The 22,867-nt window shown below is 61.5% G+C and carries 16 protein-coding genes; 13 read left to right on the forward strand and 3 right to left on the reverse strand.

Annotated elements, in window-relative coordinates; genetic code table 11:
* On the reverse strand, positions 1–749 hold a 749-nt coding region (locus BM017_RS07345), incomplete at its 3' end, for a ribonucleotide-diphosphate reductase subunit beta (protein ID WP_139216846.1).
* A 553-nt stretch (positions 750–1,302) separates the two neighbouring features.
* The gene (locus tag BM017_RS07355) at positions 1,303–1,572 is read right to left on the reverse strand and encodes a DUF2790 domain-containing protein (RefSeq protein WP_092242420.1); all 270 of its coding nucleotides are present in this window, start codon (positions 1,570–1,572) and stop codon (positions 1,303–1,305) included.
* A 413-nt stretch (positions 1,573–1,985) separates the two neighbouring features.
* Here BM017_RS07355 and acs point away from each other — a divergent pair, with 413 nt between their 5' ends.
* The 7 genes from acs (at position 1,986) to BM017_RS07390 (ending at position 9,947) form a co-directional block, all read left to right on the forward strand.
* Positions 1,986–3,941: an acetate--CoA ligase gene (gene acs / locus BM017_RS07360; RefSeq protein ID WP_078049889.1), complete on the forward strand. Its 1,956-nt coding sequence runs from the start codon at positions 1,986–1,988 to the stop codon at positions 3,939–3,941.
* A 651-nt stretch (positions 3,942–4,592) separates the two neighbouring features.
* On the forward strand, positions 4,593–5,378 hold the full coding sequence (locus tag BM017_RS07365; RefSeq protein ID WP_092242426.1) for an ABC transporter substrate-binding protein: 786 nt from the start codon (positions 4,593–4,595) through the stop codon (positions 5,376–5,378).
* Positions 5,379–5,469: 91 nt separating this feature from the next.
* Positions 5,470–6,159: an ABC transporter permease gene (locus BM017_RS07370; RefSeq protein ID WP_010208305.1), complete on the forward strand. Its 690-nt coding sequence runs from the start codon at positions 5,470–5,472 to the stop codon at positions 6,157–6,159.
* Complete coding sequence (locus BM017_RS07375) at positions 6,156–6,854, forward strand: ABC transporter permease (RefSeq protein WP_092242429.1); 699 nt, start codon at positions 6,156–6,158, stop codon at positions 6,852–6,854. Before BM017_RS07370 ends, BM017_RS07375 begins: the two co-directional genes overlap by 4 nt.
* 1 nt (position 6,855) lies before the next feature.
* Positions 6,856–7,968, forward strand: a complete 1,113-nt coding sequence (locus tag BM017_RS07380; RefSeq protein WP_092242432.1) for a succinylglutamate desuccinylase/aspartoacylase family protein — start codon at positions 6,856–6,858, stop codon at positions 7,966–7,968.
* Between the two features lie 27 nt (positions 7,969–7,995).
* Positions 7,996–8,760 carry an ABC transporter ATP-binding protein gene (locus BM017_RS07385; RefSeq protein WP_003214336.1) on the forward strand — a complete coding sequence of 255 codons (765 nt, stop codon included), beginning with the start codon at positions 7,996–7,998 and terminating at the stop codon, positions 8,758–8,760.
* 206 nt (positions 8,761–8,966) lie between these two features.
* Positions 8,967–9,947, forward strand: coding sequence for a GlxA family transcriptional regulator (locus BM017_RS07390; RefSeq protein ID WP_092242435.1), 981 nt, complete (start codon positions 8,967–8,969; stop codon positions 9,945–9,947).
* A gap of 9 nt (positions 9,948–9,956) precedes the next feature.
* Here BM017_RS07390 and BM017_RS07395 read toward each other — a convergent pair whose 3' ends face one another.
* Complete coding sequence (locus tag BM017_RS07395; protein WP_092242438.1) at positions 9,957–15,854, reverse strand: dermonecrotic toxin domain-containing protein; 5,898 nt, start codon at positions 15,852–15,854, stop codon at positions 9,957–9,959.
* 286 nt (positions 15,855–16,140) lie between these two features.
* Here BM017_RS07395 and BM017_RS07400 point away from each other — a divergent pair, with 286 nt between their 5' ends.
* The 6 genes from BM017_RS07400 to BM017_RS07425 all read left to right on the forward strand — a co-directional run bounded on the left by BM017_RS07400 (position 16,141) and on the right by BM017_RS07425 (position 22,863).
* On the forward strand, positions 16,141–17,361 hold the full coding sequence (locus BM017_RS07400) for an aspartate aminotransferase family protein (protein WP_092242440.1): 1,221 nt from the start codon (positions 16,141–16,143) through the stop codon (positions 17,359–17,361).
* Positions 17,362–17,549: 188 nt separating this feature from the next.
* A complete protein-coding gene (gene aruF / locus BM017_RS07405) occupies positions 17,550–18,569 on the forward strand; it encodes an arginine/ornithine succinyltransferase subunit alpha (protein ID WP_003175655.1) in 1,020 nt (339 codons plus the stop codon).
* 51 nt (positions 18,570–18,620) lie between these two features.
* Entirely contained in the window at positions 18,621–19,646 is a 1,026-nt protein-coding gene (gene astA / locus BM017_RS07410; protein WP_092242443.1) for an arginine N-succinyltransferase, read from the forward strand.
* Complete coding sequence (gene astD / locus BM017_RS07415) at positions 19,643–21,112, forward strand: succinylglutamate-semialdehyde dehydrogenase (RefSeq protein WP_170856057.1); 1,470 nt, start codon at positions 19,643–19,645, stop codon at positions 21,110–21,112. Before astA ends, astD begins: the two co-directional genes overlap by 4 nt.
* 87 nt (positions 21,113–21,199) lie before the next feature.
* On the forward strand, positions 21,200–22,546 hold the full coding sequence (gene astB, locus BM017_RS07420; RefSeq protein ID WP_092242452.1) for an N-succinylarginine dihydrolase: 1,347 nt from the start codon (positions 21,200–21,202) through the stop codon (positions 22,544–22,546).
* A gap of 26 nt (positions 22,547–22,572) precedes the next feature.
* Positions 22,573–22,863, forward strand: coding sequence for a hypothetical protein (locus BM017_RS07425; protein WP_003214319.1), 291 nt, complete (start codon positions 22,573–22,575; stop codon positions 22,861–22,863).
* The last annotated feature ends 4 nt before the right edge of the window (positions 22,864–22,867 follow it).

Consider the following 22,867-nt stretch of genomic DNA (forward strand, 5'->3'; position numbering starts at 1 on the left):
AGCAGCTCTTTGTCGGTTTCGACGGTGCCGGTTTCGAACTTCGGATCGGAGATCGAGCGGGTGTACTTCAGGCCCCAGGCGGCCTTTTTGGCGACCGATGGGATCTCGTGGTACATGTTGAAGATCTCGCCTTCATCCATGGCCAACGATTCGATGCAGTACTGATAGGCGTGGGTGTGGATCGCTTCTTCGAAGGCCTGGCGCAGGATGTACTGGCGGCACTCCGGGTTGGTGATCAGGCGGTACACGGCCAGCACCAGGTTGTTGGCGACCAGGGAGTCGGCGGTGGAGAAGAAGCCGAGGTTGCGCATGACGATGCGGCGTTCGTCGTCGGTCAGGCCTTCGGGGTTTTTCCACAGGGCGATGTCGGCGGTCATGTTGACCTCTTGCGGCATCCAGTGGTTGGCGCAGCCGTCGAGGTACTTCTGCCAGGCCCAGTCGTACTTGAACGGCACGAGTTGGTTGAGGTCGGCGCGGCAGTTGATCATGCGCTTTTCGTCGACGGCGACGCGGGCGGAGGCGCCTTCGAGTTCAGCGAGGCCTTCGGCGACGTCGAGTTTGTCGAGGGCGGCCTTGGCGCGGACGATGGCGGCGGAGTCACTGGCGGTGACGGCGCGGGCTTCGATGGCCGCGGCAGCGCCGGCACCGTCGAGGCGGTCCATGTTGGCTTCGGTGGCGTGGCCGGCGTTGGCGCCTTTGGTGGCTACTTCGCCTTCTTCTTCTTTGTCGAATTCGTCCCAGCTCAGCATGACGTGTCGTCTCCTGCGTGAGGGCTCAAAGGTGCCCGTGTGAAACCGGATGGTTGGGTGTTCACACGGCCCTGAGGCCGCGGTGGATCTTAAGGAATCGTTTGTTGCAGCTAGCGCACGCATTAAACGGAATAGGCTTACGGGTGCTCTGCGTGAGGCTTGAGGTGCGGAGCGGTGGTTGCTTGCTCCTGCGGGATGCCTCAGGTCTGGCTCTTCATCCCTGTGTAAAGGGATATTGCAGGCCCGATTTACCCGCGCATTGTAGGGGAAAAAAACCGGTTTGTGTTGAGGCGGATGGTCACGGAGACCGGCCAGAATGACGTGTTTTTCGGCCAGAGTGCGGGTTTACAAGGCTTTGCTGGGGTTGGATTTTTTTGACGGGCGGTGGGATGTTTTTTGTGAGGGGAGGAGCGGCGTGGTGCGTCAGGCTTTTATAGGTGCGGTGTGGCAGCTAGCGCTATCGGGGGCAAGCCCCCTCCCACATTTGGGCGGGGTCGGTGCTTTGCCGCAAGAACGATTTCTTGCGGCGAATACGTTCAAACTAACCAAGTGATTAGCCGTTAGAACAACCATTGCCCATCACGTGGTAATTAAGAATATGCCGCTGACCTTGCGAGTCTTCATATTCCATCTTCACCGGTACAACTTCGCATACTTCCGGAATACTGCTCATGGACAGTACTTTTGCCACGTCCAGATGGGTGCTGTAAGTGTAGTCTTCAACGATCGGAGGGTTGCTGCCAGCTACGTCAGTCGGGGCTTCGTCGGCCAGGGCGGCGGTGGCGCACAAGCTGCTGAGGGCCATAACTACTAAAGCTTTCATTTCTCTATTTACCTTCTTCAGGGCGAAAGGGGTCACGGGGCCCTTGTGAGGCCAAGTGTGTAACTCAAGAGTTGGGAAGTTCGGATTAACGTTGCCTTCGTGGGGGCTGTTGCGTTGTTAATCACTGCTGTATGTAACTAAAGTGCCGTGTTGGCGGAAGTGATTTTAGGCTCCCGGGTTATATTCATATACCCGTGCTTTTGATAAACACTATTGGCGGTTTTTGTAACAATCCGGTGGTAAAGCTTTTTTCACAAAGCCGCAAAGCGCCACAGCCCGCGGGCCAGAGCCGCAAACGGAGATATCAGGGCAATTTGTAGGGGCTTGTTACTACCATCGTCGAATGGTTCTATAGGGCTGCCCCGGCTACAACAGGGCCATACAAAAACAACTATGTCACCGAGGTAAGAAAGATGAGTGCGGCTTCCCTGTACCCCGTTCGCCCCGAAGTAGCAGCCAACACGCTGACCGACGAGGCGACCTACAAGGCCATGTACCAGCAGTCGGTGGTCAACCCCGATGGTTTCTGGCGCGAGCAAGCCAAGCGTCTTGACTGGATCAAGCCTTTCACCACGGTGAAGCAGACCTCTTTCGACGATCACCACGTCGACATCAAGTGGTTCGCCGATGGCACCCTGAACGTTTCCTACAACTGCCTGGACCGTCACCTCGCCGAGCGTGGCGACCAGATCGCGATCATCTGGGAGGGCGACGACCCTGCCGAGAGCCGCAACATCACTTACCGCGAGCTGCACGAAGAAGTCTGCAAGTTCGCCAACGCCCTGCGTGGCCAGGATGTGCACCGTGGCGACGTGGTGACTATCTATATGCCGATGATTCCCGAAGCCGTGGTGGCCATGCTGGCCTGTACCCGCATCGGTGCGATTCACTCCGTGGTGTTTGGCGGTTTCTCGCCAGAGGCCCTGGCCGGTCGCATCATCGACTGTAAGTCGAAGGTGGTGATCACTGCTGATGAAGGCATCCGTGCCGGTAAGAAAATTCCGCTGAAGGCCAACGTCGACGACGCCCTGACCAACCCGGAAACCAGCAGCATCCAGAAGGTCATCGTGTGCAAGCGCACCAATGGCCAGATCAAGTGGAACCAGCATCGCGATATCTGGTACGAAGACCTGATGAAAGTGGCGGGCACGGTGTGTGCGCCCAAAGAGATGGGCGCCGAAGAAGCGCTGTTCATCCTCTACACCTCCGGTTCCACCGGCAAGCCCAAGGGCGTGCAGCACACCACCGGCGGCTACCTGTTGTACGCCGGCCTGACCCACGAACGCGTGTTCGACTACCGCCCGGGCGAAATCTACTGGTGCACCGCCGACGTCGGCTGGGTCACCGGCCACACTTATATTGTCTACGGCCCGCTGTCCAACGGCGCGACCACCGTGCTGTTCGAGGGCGTGCCAAACTACCCGGACATCACCCGGGTGGCGAAGATCGTCGACAAGCACAAGGTCAACATCCTCTACACCGCCCCAACCGCGATCCGCGCCATGATGGCTTCCGGCACCGCTGCCTGTGAAGGCGCCGATGGCAGCAGCCTGCGTCTGCTCGGTTCGGTGGGCGAGCCAATTAACCCAGAGGCGTGGGACTGGTACTACAAGAACGTCGGCCAATCCCGTTGCCCGATTGTTGATACCTGGTGGCAGACCGAAACCGGCGGCAACATGATGAGCCCGCTGCCGGGGGCGCATGCGCTCAAGCCGGGTTCGGCGGCACGGCCGTTCTTCGGCGTGGTGCCGGCATTGGTGGACAACCTCGGCAACCTGATCGAAGGCGCGGCCGAAGGCAACCTGGTGATCCTCGATTCGTGGCCAGGCCAGGCGCGTACCCTGTACGGCGACCATGACCGCTTTGTCGACACCTATTTCAAGACCTTCCGTGGCATGTACTTCACCGGTGACGGTGCGCGCCGTGACGAGGACGGTTACTACTGGATTACCGGCCGTGTGGACGACGTGTTGAACGTGTCCGGCCACCGCATGGGCACTGCCGAGATCGAAAGTGCCATGGTTGCTCACCCTAAAGTCGCCGAAGCGGCGGTGGTGGGGGTGCCGCACGACATCAAGGGGCAGGGCATCTATGTGTATGTCACCCTCAAAAATGGCGAAGAGCCCAACGAAGCGCTGCGCCTGGAGCTGAAAAACTGGGTGCGCAAGGAAATCGGGCCGATTGCTTCGCCGGACGTGATCCAGTGGGCGCCGGGCTTGCCGAAGACCCGTTCGGGGAAAATCATGCGGCGCATCCTGCGCAAGATTGCCACGGCTGAGTACGACGGGTTGGGGGATATCTCCACGCTGGCGGACCCGGGTGTGGTGGCGCATCTGATCGAAACGCACAAGACCATGAACGTCGCGTAAGGCGGGATAGTCGGATAAAGCCCCACCCGGTGTAAGCCGGGTGGGGCTTTTTTGTGGGATCTTGAAACCAATGGAGATCAAATGTGGGAGGGGGCTTGCCCCCGATGGCAGTGTGTCAGTAGACATATTTGGCGCTGATCCACCGCTATCGGGGGCAAGCCCCCTCCCACATGGGATCTGCGGCAGATCAATAAATATCGGTTTTTCGTGTAGGGCGTTTCTGAATGTTACCGCGAGCCCTGAATGTGTAACCTCGCGCCCAAACCTGAGGCAATGCGCTACGCCTCTGCCCCGAAAAACCCCATTCCAGACACCCCTGGAAATAAGATTAAACGCCAGACTTGCCGTGCCAGAAGGGTTTGCGAATAATAGGCCCGCAATTTGCAGCGTCTACAGGTTTAATGTCTTTTGTCTCTGCATAAAATCCAGAGGCTGTCAATGAGCTGGAACCGCTTTCTCGGTGCTTCTGTAAATTGTTGTCGCATTGAGGAAATATCGGCTTCCAGCCTGTCGTTAGAATGCCGATCACTCGCTCGTCGTCTCCGGTGTTGAATCGGTGTAAGACGCAGCACCGCTATTCGGTTTCCCTTACGCCGCATCGTGGGCCATGGCTCATACTGCTGTTTTGCCCTATACCGATGGAGTCCCAAGATGAAGAAACTCGTGCTGTTGGGCGCCCTGGCGCTGTCCGTGCTGTCCATGCAGGCTTTCGCTGATGAAAAGCCCCTGAAGATTGGTATCGAAGCGGCTTACCCTCCGTTTGCCTCGAAGGCGCCGGATGGCAGCATCGTCGGTTTTGACTACGACATCGGCAACGCCCTGTGTGCAGAGATGAAGGTCAAGTGCACCTGGGTCGAGCAGGAGTTCGACGGCCTGATCCCGGCGCTGAAAGTGCGCAAGATCGACGCGATCCTGTCGTCCATGTCCATCACTGAGGACCGCAAGAAGTCCGTGGACTTCACCACCCGCTACTACCTGACCCCGGCGCGCCTGGTGTTGAAGGAAGGCACTACCGTCAGCGACAGCCTGGATGAATTGAAGGGCAAGAAAATCGGTGTGCAGCGCGGTTCGATCCACGATCGTTTCGCCAAGGAAGTCCTGGCTCCGAAAGGCGCCACCGTGGTGCCTTACAGCTCGCAGAACGAAATCTACCTGGACGTGGAAGCCGGTCGCCTCGATGGCACCGTGGCTGACGCTACCCTGCTGCAGGACGGTTTCCTGAAAACCCCTGCTGGCAAAGGCTACGCGTTCGTGGGCCCGGCGTTCACCGACGTCAAGTACTTCGGCGACGGCGTCGGTATCGCGGTACGCAAGGGCGACAAGGAAAACCTGGACCGCATCAACGCAGCTATTGCCGCGATCCGTGCCAACGGTGAGTACAAGAAAATCCAGGACAAGTACTTCGACTTCGATATCTACGGCGCTGACGCCAAGTAACTTGTCGCAGCGGTCTGTCCCAAATGGCGCAAGCAACAGAATTCCTGCGGTTTGCGCCATTTTTTCATCCCCCTTTTCGAGGACCTGAATCATGTTGAAAGGCTACGGGGCCGTCATCCTCGATGGCGCATGGTTGACGCTTCAGCTCGCCTTGTCGTCCATGGCCTTGGCCATTGTTCTGGGTCTGATCGGGGTCGCGTTACGCCTGTCGCCGGTGCGCTGGTTGGCTTGGCTGGGTGACTTGTACTCCACGGTGATCCGTGGGATCCCCGACCTGGTGCTGATCCTGCTGATTTTCTACGGCGGTCAGGACCTGCTCAACCGCGTCGCGCCGATGCTGGGCTACGACGACTATATCGACTTGAACCCCTTGGCCGCCGGTATCGGCACCCTGGGTTTCATCTTTGGCGCCTACCTGTCGGAAACCTTCCGTGGCGCCTTCATGGCCATTCCCAAGGGCCAGGCCGAGGCCGGCCTGGCGTATGGCATGAGCAGCTTCCAGGTGTTCTTCCGGGTGATGGTGCCGCAGATGATCCGGCTGGCAATCCCCGGGTTCACCAACAACTGGCTGGTTCTCACCAAGGCCACTGCGCTGATTTCGGTGGTGGGCCTGCAAGACATGATGTTCAAGGCCAAGCAGGCGGCAGACGCCACCCGCGAGCCTTTTACCTTCTTCCTCGCGGTGGCGGCGATGTACCTGGTGATCACCAGCGTGTCGTTGCTGGCCCTGCGTCATCTTGAGAAGCGCTACTCGGTAGGCGTAAGGGCGGCTGATCTATGATCTTCGACTACAACGTCATCTGGGAGGCCATGCCGCTGTACCTCGGCGGCCTGGTGACCACCCTCAAACTGCTCGCCATCTCGCTGTTCTTCGGCCTGCTCGCCGCCGTGCCCCTGGGCCTGATGCGCGTGTCCAAGCAGCCGATCGTCAATGGTGCGGCCTGGCTCTATACCTACGTGATTCGCGGCACGCCGATGCTGGTGCAGCTGTTCTTGATCTACTACGGCCTGGCCCAGTTTGACGCCGTGCGCGAAAGCTTCCTGTGGCCGCTGCTGTCCAGCGCCACCTTCTGCGCGTGCCTGGCCTTCGCGATCAACACCAGCGCCTACACCGCCGAGATCATTGCCGGCAGCCTCAAGGCCACGCCCAATGGCGAAATCGAAGCGGCCAAGGCCATGGGCATGTCGCGCTACAAGCTGTACCGCCGCATCCTGCTGCCGTCGGCCCTGCGCCGTGCGCTGCCGCAGTACAGCAACGAAGTGATCATGATGCTGCAGACCACCAGCCTGGCCTCCATCGTCACCCTGATCGACATCACCGGCGCAGCGCGCACGGTGAACGCGCAGTTCTACTTGCCGTTCGAGGCCTATATCACCGCAGGCGTGTTCTACCTGTGCCTGACCTTCATCCTGGTGCGCCTGTTCAAGTTGGCCGAGCGCCGCTGGCTGAGCTACCTGGCGCCACGGAAGCATTGATATGGAACGTATCAATCACCGGTTGCCCTGGGGTCACCTGGGCTGCGAGCGCCAACTGAGCGTGTTCCGTTTCGGCAAGGGCGAGCGCAAGGCCTATATCCAGGCCAGCCTGCACGCCGACGAATTGCCCGGCATGCGCGCCGCGTGGGAGCTGAAAAAGCGTCTCGTCGAATTGGAACAGCAAGGTGCGCTCAATGGCGTGATCGAGCTGGTGCCAGTCGCCAACCCGATGGGCCTGGGCCAACTGCTGCAAGGCAGCCACCAGGGGCGTTTCGAGGTGGGCAGCGGCAAGAACTTCAACCGTGATTTCGTCGAGTTGAGCGAGCCGGTTGCCGCGTTGCTCAGCGGCAGGTTGGGTGATGACCCCCACGCCAATGTGCGTTTGATCCGTCAGGCGATGAGCGATGTACTCCGCGCGTTGCCCGAGCCAAGCAGCCAGTTGCAAGGCATGCAGCGCATCTTGCTGAGCCACGCCTGCACCGCCGATGTGGTGCTCGACCTGCATTGCGACGCCGAAGCCGCACTGCACATGTATGCACTGCCGCAGCACTGGCCGCAGTGGCGTTCGCTGTCGGCGCATTTGAATGTGAAGGTCGGCCTGCTGGCGGAAGACTCCGGCGGCAGTTCGTTCGATGAGGCCTGTTCGCTGCCGTGGTTGCGTTTGTCTCAGGCGTTTCCTGAGTCGCAAATCCCGTTGGCCTGCCTGGCGACTACGCTGGAGCTGGGCGGTCAGGCTGATACCGGGCGTGACGAGGCGATCTTTCACGCCGAAGGTATTCTCGCGTTCCTCGCTGAGCAGGGCTTGATCAAGGGGGAGTGGCCCGCGCCACAGTTCGAGCCCTGTGAAGGCCTGCCGTTTGAAGGCACCGAATTGTTGTTCGCGCCCCATGCCGGGGTGATCAGTTACCTGCGTAAAGCCGGTGATGTGGTCGAAAAAGGCGAGCCGATTTTTGAAGTGATTGACCCCCTGGAAGACCGCGTCAGCACGATCTGCGCGGGCACCTCGGGGGTGCTGTTTGCCGTTGAACGGCTACGTTATGCCCAAGCGGGTTTCTGGCTGGCCAAGGTGGCGGGGCGCGAAGCGCTGCGTCACGGGCGCTTGCTCAACGACTGACCACCTGTTTTTGTGAGAACCGACCGCATGTACAAACTTGAAGTCCAAGACCTGCATAAACGCTATGGCAGTCATGAAGTGCTCAAAGGAGTGTCCCTGGCCGCTGCGGCCGGTGATGTGATCAGCATCATCGGTTCCAGTGGTTCGGGCAAAAGTACTTTTTTGCGCTGCATCAACCTGCTGGAGCAACCCCACGCCGGCAAGATCCTGCTCAACAACGAAGAGTTGAAGCTGGTGGCCAACAAGGACGGCGCCATGAAGGCTGCCGATCCTAAACAGTTGCAGCGCATGCGTTCGCGCCTGTCCATGGTGTTCCAGCATTTCAACCTGTGGTCGCACATGACCGCGCTTGAAAACGTGATGGAAGCGCCGGTGCACGTGCTGGGCATGTCGAAGAAAGACGCCCGTGAAAAAGCCGAACACTACCTGGCCAAGGTCGGCGTGGGCCATCGCAAGGATGCGTTCCCCGGCCACATGTCCGGCGGCGAGCAGCAACGCGTGGCCATCGCCCGCGCCCTGGCGATGGAGCCGGAGGTGATGCTGTTCGACGAACCCACCTCGGCGCTGGACCCGGAACTGGTCGGTGAAGTGCTCAAGGTGATGCAGGACCTGGCCCAGGAAGGCCGCACCATGGTGGTGGTGACCCACGAAATGGGCTTTGCCCGTGAGGTGTCGAACCAGTTGGTGTTCTTGCACAAAGGCATCGTCGAAGAGCGTGGCAACCCGCGGGAAGTGCTGGTGAACCCGCAGTCCGAGCGCCTTCAACAGTTCCTGTCCGGCAGCCTGAAATAATGACCTCCTGTGAATAGGTAACCCCTGTGGGAGGGGGCTTGCCCCCGATAGCGGTATATCAGTTAGACGTGTTTATCTGACACACCGCCATCGGGGGCAAGCCCCCTCTCACATTGGATATGCATCGTTTTTGAGATTTGTACTCGATTACGGGCTAGCATTGGCCCTTGTCTTCATTACTGTTACTGGCTTCGGATAGCACTCCCATGACCGCCCACAAAATTGGTTTCCTGATTTGGCCCAGCACAAAAGCCCTGACGCTTGCGCTGGCTGAGGAGGCCTTGCGCGTTGCCCAGCGGGTGCATCCGGAGGTGGTCTACGAGCTGTCGTTCCTGCAGGCCGAACCTCCCACTGGCAATGCCTGGCAACTGCCGGGCGAGCCGTGGGCTGGCAAGCTCGAAGGTTTCCAGAAGCTGTTCCTGCTGGCGGATGAACCACCCACCGTCATTGCCTCGCAACTGAGCACGGCGCTCAAGCAGTTGGTGCGGGCCGGGTGTGTGATCGGTGGTCTGTCGGCCGGTGTCTATCCGCTTGCCCAGCTCGGCCTGCTCGACGGCTACCGCGCCGCCGTGCACTGGCGTTGGCAGGATGATTTTGCCGAGCGTTTCCCCAAGGTCATCGCCACCAGCCATCTGTTCGACTGGGACCGCGACCGTCTCACCGCCTGCGGGGGCATGTCGGTGCTCGACCTGCTGCTGGCGGTGCTGGCCCGTGACCACGGCGCCGAACTGGCCGGCGCGGTCTCCGAAGAACTGGTGGTGGAGCGCATCCGCGAAGGCGGCGAGCGCCAGCGCATCCCGCTGCAGAACCGCCTGGGCTCCAGCCATCCGAAGCTGACCCAGGCGGTGTTGCTGATGGAAGCCAACATCGAGGAACCGCTGACCACCGACGAAATTGCCCAGCACGTGTGCGTGTCGCGACGACAACTCGAGCGCATCTTCAAGCAATACCTCAACCGCGTCCCCAGCCAGTACTACCTGGAACTGCGCCTGAACAAGGCCCGCCAGATGCTCATGCAAACCAGCAAGTCGATCATCCAGATCGGCCTGTCGTGCGGCTTCTCCTCGGGGCCGCATTTCTCCAGCGCCTACCGCAACTTCTTCGGCGCCACCCCCCGTGAAGACCGCAACCAGCGGCGCAGTAGCAGCCCGTTCGAGCTGTCGTCGGTGCCGTCGGAACGCGGCTGAATACAGGCTTCACTCTTCTTCCCGACCCAAGGGTGGGGTCAGTGGGTTGCCCTCGGCGTCCTGCCTGGCGGCCTCGACATGGAAAGCAAACCCTGTACGCCGGTAGTACTCCCTGAGCAACGCCAGGCTGTGTGGCGACAACGGGTTGCCGCGCAGGTCCGAATCGCTGTCGAGGGAGTATGAAATTTCCAGGAGAGACGCCGGCAACTGTTCGATGTGGTTGTTGCTCAGGTCCAGGGTGCGCAACACCGACGACTCCTGGAACACACCTTCGGGGACGTGATGCAGTTGAGCATTGCGCAGGTGCAGTGAGCTCAATTGACGAAGCTGGCTCACATCCGGTGCGTGGCCGAGGGGGTTGTTGCTCAGGTCGATGAACTCAATATCTTTCAAGTCCCCGAGTGCGCGGGCACTTTGCGGTGAAAGCGCAATGTTGCATTCGGACAGGTCCAGAGAGGACAGCTTGGGCATGTTGAATATCGAGGTGGGCAGGGTTTGCAGTGAGCACTTGTTGAGGGCCAGTGTCTCCAGCTGGGGGAAGCTGCCGAGTGTGCCATCGACCTGGGTCGTGATGCCGTCGCCGATCAGTTCGAAAGTGGACACGTGATTAAAGCGCGCACGCAGTTGCGGCAGGGCCCCGAGTATTGGGGTATCGAGTATCAAACTGTGGGTCACCTCTTCGTCCAGGCTCTCTTCGTCTTCGATGCTCTCAAAACGCCAGGCTTGCTCGAGCAGGGTCTTGAAATCCTGCCGGATCAACTGTTGTTCGGCGCGTGCCTGTTCATCCATCAGCGTGCCGAGAATCGGGTGATGGGTCGGGACATCCAACACCCATTCGTTGAGGTCGGTGCCCAATTGCCGGTATTCCTCTTCGAGCAGGCTGATTTGGTTGGTAACGGCGTCCATGTCGCCAGGCAGTTTGAAGATGAACCGATTGATTTCGCTGTCGACGAAGGTGGGGTAAAGCTGTTGGATACGTTCGCGCTCGCCAGGGTTGGCTTCTGCCTTGAAGAACTCGCCGGTGCGTTGGCAATAGGTCTTGACCTGTTCCAGCGTCGGCTTGGACAACGGATTTCCCGACAGATCAATGCCTCGCACCGCAGTGCTGGGCAATGTGAAGGCGGTCGGGGGCAGGTTTTCGATCGCATTGTTGCTCAGGTCCACCGTGACGTGCTGATCGCTGCGCAGCAGACCCGCCGGCACCTCGCGCAGGCCGGTATTGCGCAACAGCACCCGGCGCAGGCTGGGCAATTGGCTGAAGTCGGGTGTGTGCGCCAAGGGGTTATGGTTCAGGTCCAGGAACGTCAGCCCCTTCATGCCTTCCAGGCCTTGCGCGGATGAGGCCGACAACATGATCGAACATCCGGGCAGGCTCAGGAATTCCAGGTGTTGCAGGCTGAGCAACGAGGCCGGCAGGTCCCCCATCGGTGCGTCCTGTATGGAGAGCGCGTGAACATTGGGAAAGCTGCGCAGGAACTGATCCAGGTGCAGGGGCCGTTGGTTGCCTTGTATGCGAAGCCCGCCGATGTGGTCGAACGTGATGCTCAGTTGCGGCAGTTCGCCTGCCAGGGTGGCGGGAATTTCCAGGGAGCCTATCTGGGTCTGCTGCGGGGTTTCGCGCCGCCAGCTTCGTTCCAGCAGGTCTTTGAGCGCCGCCCTGCGCGCCGTTTCCAGCTCGGGAAGCGCCGGTGCCTGGGCCCAGGCCTGCAACTCGCCCGTGAGCGTCTGGTAGTCGCCTGCCAGCCGTGCCAGCTCCCGTCGTCCCGCTTCGATATCGCCGGGCAGGTTGAAGATGAATCGGTTGATCTGCTCTTCGCTGAATTTCGGAAACAATAGCTTGGCGTCGCGCCGGTCGGCCTGCAAGGCGCTGGCCTCGAAGCGGGTGCCGTGCCGCTGGTGATAGGCCTTGATCCTTTCAAGGGTTTCGCGGTTCAGCGGGTTGCGCGAGAGGTCGAAGCGCAAGCTGGATTCAGGCGCAAGCTGGAAAATGCCATCTGGCAAGTGATTGATCCGGTTGTTGCTCAACAGGGCGACTTGCAGCTCCGGATGGCTGAGCACGCCGGCCGGCAGGCGGTCGATATTGGTGCGCGACAAGTCCAGGGCGACCAGGTCGGGCATTGTTTCGACGCTGGGGACAAGACCCAACGGATTGCCGTGCAGGTCCAGCGAGCGCATCTGGTGCATGGCGGCCAACTGCGCCTGGCTTTGCGGGGTGAGGGCGATCTGGCAGGTGTTCAGTTGCAGGGCGTTCAGGTCCGGCATCGACGTGATCTCCTGAGGCAGGCCCCGTAGAGGCGTGTTGATGACACTGAGTTGGCGCAGTTTGGGAAAGTGGCCCAGGAACGAGGACACCCCGTTCAAGTTGGCTGATCCGTTGAGGGACAGCAGAGAGACATGATCGAAATTGGCTTGCAGTCGTGGCATCTCGCCCAGGATGTTGCCATTGAGCTTGAGCGTGTGGCCGTCCCGCGCCGGGTCTTCGTAGTAGTTGTCGATCACTGTTTCACGCCGCCAGGCCGCTTTGAGCCGATGGGCCATCGCGGTGCGATTCTGTTTTTCCAACTGGCGCTCCCACCGGTACAAGGTTTGTCCCGTCACCGGGTGATGGTGAGGGACATCGGCTTGCCAGGCCTGCAAGTCGCTGTCCAGTCGCGCATATTCCTCGGCCAGTTGCGCGAGCTTGGCTGCCGCTCCGCCGGGGTGTGCCTGCCAGTCTTGGATGAGCGCGTGCAACTGGCTGTCGTCCAGGCTTGGGTACAGGCTGCGTGCGCGCTGATGCAGACTCGCCGGACCACCCTCGATGGCGGGTTGGTGGGCGTAGCCGGCATCGTGACCGAGCAGTTGCAGGGTCTCGGTGGCCGGTTCGGGAGTGTCGCCCCCCAGCAGCACGCGCATTTCGTCGCGCGGCGGCGGGCGTTGGCGCAGGCGCTCGCGCAGTTCGTGGCCTTGATGAATGTCGATGTTCAGCTGCTCACGCTGGGCGTCAGGCAGGGCATGGAGAATGGCCGAGTACAGGTCGGTCTCGCCGCACAGGGGGCCTTTTTCGTCGTAGGCCACGTAGCGACCGCTGTCCAGGCGCACCAGGCTGCGGCGGATCGGTGCGTCGTCAGGGCCGACGCTGTGCCAGGCCTCGCCGTCGATGGACTGGTGCAGGGCTTGCAGGTTGATCTCCGTGGACCAGCCTGGCAGCACCCGCAATGCGCTCAAGGCCAGCAGGTCGGTGTCGAGGTTGACCTGTGAGTCCAGGTGCTGCCCTTCGTAGGCGCGGTTCAGGCGGACTTCGGTGAGCGCCGCTTGGGCCAACTGCGCCAGGCGTGGCGGTGTGCGCTCGGCTTGTAGCTCAAGCAGCTCTTCACCGGTGGCCTGGCTCAGCAATCGCTCGGCGACGGTGGCCGGCAAGCCGGGGGCTTCATCGGCCAACTGTCGGGCTTGGGGGTGTTCGGCGTGCTGCAAGGGCCCGTAGCGTGAGTCGAAAAGTGCGACGCGATGCTTGCGGGCGATCCCGGCAAGGGTTTTTCTCAGGTTGCGTGTGCGGGTTTCCAGGCTCAGTTGCGGGTCGCTGGCACGCTCGCCGAATTGTGCACGGATCTCTTCCGGGGTCAGTGTCTGCAACACGGTCTTGAGCAGATCGCCGTTGCTCAGTTGCGCTTCGTGTATTTGTACCAGCGGCTTGGTCTGGTCGCCAAAGGTCCAGACCACGCGGCCCTGATCATCCAGAAAGCGCAAGCCCCGGGTGTGCGGCCAGGCGCCATTGGCGGTGAGCAATTGCAGCAGGTCCTGGGCGGCGATGCGGTTGTAGAGTGCCGGGTCATCGCTGCTCAGGCGTTCGATCAAGGTGTCCAGTTCCCGCTCGATCCTGAGTCGCGCCAGGGCATCATCCAACAGCGGCGGCAGCGGCTCGCTGTTGTGGTGCATCTTGCGCAGGATGGCTTCGTCGGTACCGCTCAGGGTCATGGCCAGTTGCCGGTCGGCGTCACTGAGGCCTTGCGCACGATGGCCGAGACGGCCGAGCAAATCCGGGCCTTGCCACTGCAACGGCTGGTCGAGTTCGGTACGCCAGGTGCCCGCCTGGTTATGGATCAGCAGCGGTTGATAGGCGTCGGCCCGGCTCGGGTGCTTGAGCCGGTACTGTCCGTCTCCAGGAGACTTCTGCACGGCGTACAACGAGCCTTCCAGCGGCAGGATCGATTCCTTGCGCACGGCATGCAGGCCCAGTTCGTCGATGCCCAGGTTCGGCGGCAACTGCAGGTTTTGCGCATAGGGGGCCAGGTCGGGTTTCCAGTAACGGCGGGCACCGCTGGCGAGGGTGACTGGTTTGAAGCGATCGATGAAGGCCAGGGTCTGCGGCGACATCAGCTTGCGCAACTCGGGTACGCCGATCTGCCCGCCCGCCGTGAACAACCCCAGTTGAACCGCGCTCTCCAGCAGGTTCATCAGGTGTGCGAAGGCCTCGCGGTCAAGTCCTTCGGCCCAGTCGACAATGCCTTCGAACACGTCGTCGAGCAGTTGATAGGCCATGTACGCGAGCATCAATTCCCCCAGCCCCGGAATAAACGGTGCGACCACCAGCAACGCTGCATTCACGATGGACGAAGCGACGTTGACGAAGCTGTCCCACAAGGCCCATCGCGCATTGCGATCCACGGTCGCGGTGGCGACGGCGAGGGTGCGGGCGTCGTTGAGCAACTGGTTGAGCCTGGACTGGTAGAGGTAGTCCCAGGGGGCGATGAGAATCGGGCTGGCGGTGAACTGCAATGACGGATCGTCGGTGGGGTCGGCGCGCCAGGGCGCCAGGCCGCTGCCGTATTCACTGGGATGCCAGGTGATTTTTTCCAGGCGTTGGCCCAGGTCGGCGAAAAACGCGCCGCGGTGCTCGTGGGCGACGAATCGGCTGAAAAACACCTGGTAATCGGCGGCGCGCAGTTGTCGGGTCAGTTCCTGCTTGAAGGCCAGGGGGGAGGGGTACTCCTTGAGCGGATGTTCCGGGTCGTCCGGCACATAGGCCACCATTCGTTGCACCGTGCGGGTGTTTTCGAGGTCCGGGGCGAAGAGCAGGATGCCGGTGAGGGGGGCCTCCATCATGCTGAAGTCATGTATGTGCACGGCGCTTGAGCCAAGGCGCATGCCGGAAAGCCCGTCGATCAGGCCTTCGATCAACCGTGCATAGTCTTCCTGGATGTCGCCCCGGATTCGCGCCAATTGTACCGCCGCACGTAGAGCGGCTTTTTGGCTGGCGTCGACCTTGGCTTGCAGCACCGCGCCGGCGACCGGGTGGTCGACGCCGAGTTGCTCGCGCAGGTAGCCCATATAGCGCGCGCCTAGGTCGAGGTCGCGACACAGTTGGGCGAACGCCGCGATGGGCAGGCGGAGCTTGATGGCGGGCAATGTGTCGAACTGGCCGTTGGCATCGGGTTGAGTGATGTAGGTGGAGTCCGGCTCATAGGCATCCGCCAGGGTCTCTTTGTGTTCGAAGTTATGCAGCGCGGCGTCCAGCAGGGACACGGTCCAGGCGCGCGCCCCGCCGGAACGTACCGTAAACCAGGGGATGGTCTGGGGGATGTAGAGGCGGATAAACGTGGTTTCCACATCCAGTTCAAGGCCGGATTGACGTTTCAAGGCGTCTTTGAGCAAGGGGATGGAGTAGGTCCTGGCGTCCTGGAGGTCCTTGAGGGCCTGGTCGACGCGGTTCTGGGCGTGCCAGTGGGCGCCATTGAGCTGCTTGAGGGTTGCCTGTTGCGCAGCGTCGGTGGCGGGCAGGGGCAGGGGCGTGGCGTTTTTGAGGGCGGAGCGCTTGCTGGCGGACGCGTTGCCGAGCCAGGCCGGCAGTGCGCGGGTCAAGGGTTCGTAGTGGCGATCGGGATGGCTGCTTTGGGTGATTGCGGGTGCCGGGGGCGTTGGGGTCGTCATGCTCACATCCATGGAGGGCTTGAAAACCACGAGTTAATCAGTCACCTGCGCGCACCGGCCTTTAGATAGTTATGCCGAGCGTGCGCGCAGGTCTCACGTAATTGTGAGACAGCGTTTAAACTGCGCCATTGCGATGCTATTTGTCGCATTGGCGTAAACCCACGTAAAACGCGGGTTGGCGCTATAAGAAGTTGTCGCTTGGCGACAAGGCCCTACTGAAAACTGTCCTTACAATCCCTGCATCGCCCGCCAGTTTCAGGCAGGCGTTCCTCTTCAGGAGACTCCGATGTCCGTTGAGCAAGCCCCGGTGCAACGTGCCGATTTCGACCAGGTCATGGTTCCCAACTACGCACCTGCCGCCTTCATCCCCGTGCGTGGCGCAGGTTCCCGCGTGTGGGACCAGGCCGGTCGTGAGCTGATCGACTTTGCCGGCGGCATCGCGGTCAACGTATTGGGCCATGCCCATCCGGCGCTGGTTGGCGCGCTGACCGAACAGGCCAACAAGCTGTGGCACGTATCCAATGTGTTCACCAATGAGCCGGCGCTGCGCCTGGCGCACAAGCTGATCGACGCCACCTTTGCCGAGCGCGTGTTCTTCTGCAACTCCGGCGCCGAAGCCAACGAGGCCGCGTTCAAGCTGGCCCGTCGCGTCGCGTTCGACCGTTTCGGCACCGAGAAGTACGAGATCATCGCCGCGCTGAACAGCTTCCACGGCCGCACCCTGTTCACCGTCAACGTCGGTGGCCAGTCCAAGTACTCCGATGGCTTCGGGCCTAAAATCACCGGCATCACCCACGTTCCTTATAACGACCTGGCTGCGCTGAAAGCCGCCGTGTCGGACAAGACCTGCGCGGTGGTGCTGGAGCCGATCCAGGGCGAAGGCGGCGTACTGCCGGCCGAACTGGCCTACCTGCAAGGCGCCCGCGAGCTGTGCGACGCGAATAACGCCTTGCTGGTGTTCGACGAAGTACAGACCGGCATGGGTCGCAGCGGCCACCTGTTTGCCTACCAGCACTACGGCGTGACGCCGGACATCCTCACCAGCGCCAAGAGCCTGGGCGGCGGTTTCCCGATTGCAGCCATGCTCACCCGTGAAGACCTGGCCAAGCACCTGGTAGTCGGCACCCACGGCACCACCTACGGCGGCAACCCGCTGGCGTGCGCGGTGGCCGAGGCGGTGATCGACGTGATCAACACCCCCGAAGTGCTGGCTGGCGTGAACGCCAAGCACGACCTGTTCAAGGCGCGCCTGGAGCAGATCGGCAAGCAATACGGGATCTTCACCGAAGTGCGCGGCATGGGCCTGTTGCTCGGTTGCGTGTTGAGCGATGCGTTCAAAGGCAAGGCCAAGGACGTGTTCAACGCGGCCGAGAAAGAGAACCTGATGATCCTGCAAGCCGGCCCGGATGTGGTGCGTTTTGCGCCGAGCCTGGTGGTGGAAGAGGCGGACATCAACGAAGGCCTGGACCGTTTTGAACGTGCAGTGAAAACGCTGACGCAAGCCTGATACACACTTATTTGCCGGACCGTGTCATGTGGGAGGGGGCTTGCCCCCGATAGCGATGGGTCAGCCACCTGATTTATCAACTGACAGACTGCTATCGGGGGCGAGCCCCCTCCCACATTTGACCTGCGTTGAATCAGCAACTGTCCGGTATTTTTTCCTATGAGTTTTTCGAGTTAAGGAGTGACACCATGCTGGTGATGCGCCCCGCGCAAATGGCTGATCTGGGCGAGGTACAGCGTCTGGCTGCGGACAGCCCGATTGGTGTCACCTCCTTGCCGGACGATGTGGAACGCCTGAGCGACAAGATCGCCGCGAGCGAAGCGTCCTTCGCCGCCGAGGTGAGCTTCAACGGTGAAGAAAGCTATTTCTTCGTGCTCGAAGACACCGAGACCGGCAAGCTCGCCGGTTGCTCGGCCATAGTCGCGTCGGCCGGTTACTCCGAGCCGTTCTACAGCTTCCGTAACGAGACCTTCGTGCACGCCTCCCGCGAGCTGAAGATCCACAACAAGATCCACGTGCTTTCCCAGTGCCACGACCTCACCGGTAACAGCCTGCTCACCAGTTTCTACGTGGTGCCCGAGCTGGTCGGTTCGCCGTGGTCGGAACTCAATTCCCGTGGCCGCCTGCTGTTCGTCGCCAGCCACCCCGAGCGCTTTGCCGACTCGGTGGTGACCGAGATCGTCGGCTACAGCGACGAGAACGGTGACTCGCCGTTCTGGGACGCCATCGGCCGCAACTTCTTCGACCTCAACTACGCCGCCGCCGAGCGTCTGTGCGGGCTGAAAAGCCGCACCTTCCTCGCCGAGCTGATGCCGCATTACCCGATCTACGTGCCGCTGCTGCCGGACGAAGCCCAGGAAGCCATGGGCCAGGTGCACCCGCGTGCGCAGATCACCTTCGACATCCTGATGCGCGAAGGCTTCGAGACCGACCACTACATCGACATCTTCGACGGCGGCCCGACGCTGCACGCACGGGTCTCGGGCATTCGCTCGATCGCCCAGAGCCGCGTGGTGCCGGTGAAGATCGGCGAGATGGTCAAGGGCGTCGGCCGCCAGTACCTGGTGAGCAACGCGCAATTGCAGGACTACCGTGCGGTGATGCTGGAGCTGGACTACGCGCCGGGTAAACCGGTGACGTTGGACTTGGCAGCGGCCGAGGCCCTGGGTGTTGGCGAAGGCGCGAGCGTGCGCCTGGTTGCGGTTTAAAAAGAGAGTTTCGCGGGTGGCTGACAACAGCGGCCCGTTCGAGGAGATAGCATGATCGTTCGTCCCGTACGCAGCAGCGATTTACCGGCCCTGATTGATCTGGCGCGCAGCACCGGCACCGGCCTCACCACCTTGCCGGCCAACGAAGAGCGCCTGACCCACCGCGTGGGCTGGGCGGAAAAAACCTTTCGCGGCGACGCCGGGCGCGGCGATGCCGACTACCTGTTCGTGCTGGAAAACGACGAAGGCCGTGTGGTGGGCATTTCCGCCATTGCCGGTGCCGTCGGCCTGCGTGAGCCCTGGTACAACTTCCGGGTCGGGCTGACCGTCAGCGCTTCCCAGGAGCTGAACATCTACCGCGAAATTCCGACGCTGTTCCTGGCCAACGACCTCACCGGCAATTCCGAACTGTGCTCGTTGTTCCTGCACGCCGATTACCGCAGCGGCCTCAACGGTCGCATGTTGGCCAAGGCGCGCCTGCTGTTCATCGCGGAATTCCCGCAATTGTTCGGCAACAAGATCATCGCCGAGATGCGCGGGGTGTCCAACGACGCCGGGCGTTCGCCATTCTGGGAAAGCCTGGGCCGCCACTTCTTCAAGATGGAGTTCAGCCAGGCCGACTACCTGACCGGCGTGGGCAACAAGGCATTCATCGCTGAGCTGATGCCGAAGTTTCCGCTGTACAGCTGCTTCCTCTCCGAAGATGCGCGCAACGTGATAGGCAAGGTCCACCCGGACACCGAACCGGCGCTGAGCATGCTCAAGAGCGAAGGCTTCAGCTACCAGGGCTACGTCGACATCTTTGATGCGGGACCTGCGGTGGAGTGTGAGACCCAGAAGATCCGTGCCGTTCGCGACAGCGAAACACTGGTCTTGGCGATCGGCACCCCAGGTGACGACGCCACGCCGTTCCTGATCCATAACCGCAAACGCGAAGATTGCCGCATCACCGCTGCCCCGGCCCGCCTGGCAGCCGGAACCCTGGTGGTCGACCCACAGACCGCCAAGCGTCTGCGCTTGGTGGTGGGTGATCAAGTGCGTGCCGTACCGTTGTCCGCTGCTCGGGAGTCGAAATAATGAATTCGCTGTATATCGCAGGTAGCTGGCTGGCTGGCCAGGGTGAGCTGTTTGAGTCGCGCAACCCGGTGACCCAGCAGGTGCTGTGGGCCGGCAATGGCGCCACCGCCGAGCAGGTCGAATCCGCCGTGCAGGCCGCGCGCCAGGCATTCCCGGCCTGGGCCAGGCGCCCGCTGGAAGAGCGCATCCACGTGCTGGAAACCTTCGCCGCTACCCTGAAACGCCGCGCCGACGAAATCGCCCGCTGCATCGGCGAGGAAACCGGCAAGCCACTGTGGGAGTCGGCCACCGAAGTCACCAGCATGGCCAACAAGATCGCCATCTCGGTACAAAGCTACCGCGAGCGGACCGGCGAGAAGAGCGGCCCGCTGGGCGATGCCACCGCCGTATTGCGTCACAAACCCCATGGTGTGGTGGCTGTGTTCGGCCCTTACAACTTCCCTGGTCACCTGCCGAACGGGCATATCGTCCCGGCCTTGCTGGCGGGTAACACCGTGCTGTTTAAACCGAGCGAACTGACCCCTAAAGTCGCTGAGCTGACTGTGCAGTGCTGGATTGAAGCCGGCCTGCCGGCGGGCGTACTGAACCTGCTGCAAGGCGCGCGGGAAACCGGCATCGCCCTGGCGGCCAACCCCGGCATCGACGGGTTGTTCTTCACCGGCTCCAGCCGCACCGGCAATCATCTGCACCAGCAGTTCTCCGGCCGCCCGGACAAGATCCTCGCCTTGGAAATGGGCGGCAATAACCCGTTGGTGGTCGACGAGGTGGCCGACGTGGATGCGGCGGTCTACACCATCATCCAGTCAGCCTTTATCTCGGCTGGCCAGCGTTGCACCTGTGCCCGTCGCCTGTTGGTGCCGGAAGGCGCCTGGGGCGATGCGTTGCTGGCGCGTCTGGTGGCGGTCAGCGCGACGATCGAAGTCGGTGCGTTCGACCAGCAACCGGCGCCGTTCATGGGCTCGGTGATTTCCCTTGGTGCCGCCAAAGCCTTGATGGACGCCCAGGAATTGATGTTGGCCAATGGCGCCGTAGCGCTGCTGGAGATGACCCAGCCACAGGACCAGGCCGCGTTGCTCACGCCGGGCATCATCGACGTGACCGGTGTGACCGAGCGCGAAGACGAGGAGCTGTTCGGCCCCTTGTTGCAGGTGATCCGCTACGCTGACTTCGAAGCGGCGATTGCCGAGGCCAACAACACCCAGTACGGCCTGGCCGCGGGCTTGTTGTCGGATTCCGAAGCGCGTTACCAGCAGTTCTGGCTGGAAAGCCGCGCCGGTATCGTCAATTGGAACAAACAGCTGACCGGCGCCGCCAGTACGGCACCGTTTGGTGGGGTAGGGGCGTCGGGTAACCACCGTGCCAGTGCCTACTACGCTGCGGATTATTGTGCGTACCCGGTGGCCTCGCTTGAGACCCCGAGCCTGGTGGTGCCTGCCACGCTGACCCCCGGCATCACACTGAACTGAATGTGGGAGGGGCTTGCCCCCTCCCACATTGGATTTCTGTAGTACTGAAGATTGCTTATAAAAACAGATGTTCGTGGAGCCTCGCCGATGAAATCCTATGAAGTCAATTTTGACGGTCTAGTGGGGCCGACCCATAACTACGGCGGTTTGTCCTTCGGCAACGTCGCGTCCCAGAGCAACAGCCAGCAGCATTCCAACCCGAAGGAAGCTGCGTTGCAGGGCCTGCAGAAAATGAAAGCCCTGATGGACATGGGCTTTGTACAAGGTGTGTTGGCGCCCCAGGAACGTCCTGACGTGGCCGCCTTGCGCAACCTGGGTTTCAGCGGCACCGACGCGCAAGTGATCCAACAGGCGGCCAAAGACGCGATGCCGTTGCTGGTCGCGAGTTGCTCCGCGTCGAGCATGTGGGTGGCCAACGCCGCCACCGTCAGCCCGAGTGCCGATACGGCGGATGGTCGTGTGCATTTCACTGCCGCCAACCTCAATTGCAAGTACCACCGCAGCATCGAACACCCGACCACCAGTCGTGTGCTGGGGGCGATGTTTGCCGATCAGAAGCACTTCGCCCACCACGCCGCGTTGCCCGCCGTGGCGCAGTTTGGCGATGAAGGTGCGGCTAACCACACGCGTTTCTGCCGTGAGTACGCAGAGGCGGGCGTCGAGTTTTTCGTGTTTGGTCGCAGCGCGTTCGACCCCCGCTACCCGGCGCCGCAGAAGTACCCGGCGCGCCAGACCCTCGAAGCCTCCCAGGCCGTCGCGCGCTTGCACGGTTTGAAGGATGACGGCGTGGTCTACGCCCAGCAGAACCCGGCGGTGATCGATGCCGGCGTGTTCCACAACGACGTGATCGCGGTGGGTAACGGCGAAGTGCTGTTCTATCACGAGGACGCGTTCCTCCATACCGAACAGATGCTCGGCGAGCTGCAAGGCAAACTGGCCAGGCTGGGCGGCAACTTCCAGTCGGTGTGCGTGCCCCGCGCCCAGGTCAGTGTCGAGGACGCGGTGCGTTCCTACCTGTTCAACAGCCAGCTGCTGAGCCGCGCCGATGGTTCGATGCTGCTGATCGTGCCGGAAGAATGCCGCGCCAACGAACGCGTCTGGCAGTACCTGCAAAACCTGACCGCTGCCGGCGGCCTGATCCGCGAAGTGAAGGTGTTCGACCTCAAGCAAAGCATGCAGAACGGCGGTGGCCCGGCGTGCCTGCGGTTGCGCGTGGCCTTGAACGAAACGGAGCTGGCGGCGGTGAATCCAGGCGTTATCATGACCGCGCCGTTGTACGACACCCTGACCCAGTGGGTCGGCAAGCACTACCGTGACAGCCTGCGCGAAAGCGACCTGGCTGATCCACAATTGCTGCTTGAGTGCCGGACGGCACTGGATGAACTGACGCAAATCCTTAAACTGGGCGCGGTTTATCCTTTCCAGATCAATTAACGCCGTACGGCTGAGAACTATCTATTATGACCACCGACACCCTGAAACTGATTCTTGAAGACACCGACGGCACCCAGCTGGAAACTTCCTGCACCCGCGTCGCCGTGGTCTGGCAGGGCAAGGAAATCTGGATCCAGCACGACGGCCGTGGCCAACTGCTGATCGGCGTGGACGTGGAAGAGGGCGACGCCGAATACGCCAACCTGCTGATGCGCCCATTGGCCACCAACCTGATGAGCCTGCAACTTGAAATGGAACCGGCCGATGTTGAAGGTGATGACGACGATCACGTCCATGGCCCAGGCTGCAACCACTAAGGAA

Origin of the sequence: Pseudomonas sp. NFPP04, assembly GCF_900113815.1 — a bacterium.
Lineage (GTDB): Bacteria > Pseudomonadota > Gammaproteobacteria > Pseudomonadales > Pseudomonadaceae > Aquipseudomonas > Aquipseudomonas extremorientalis.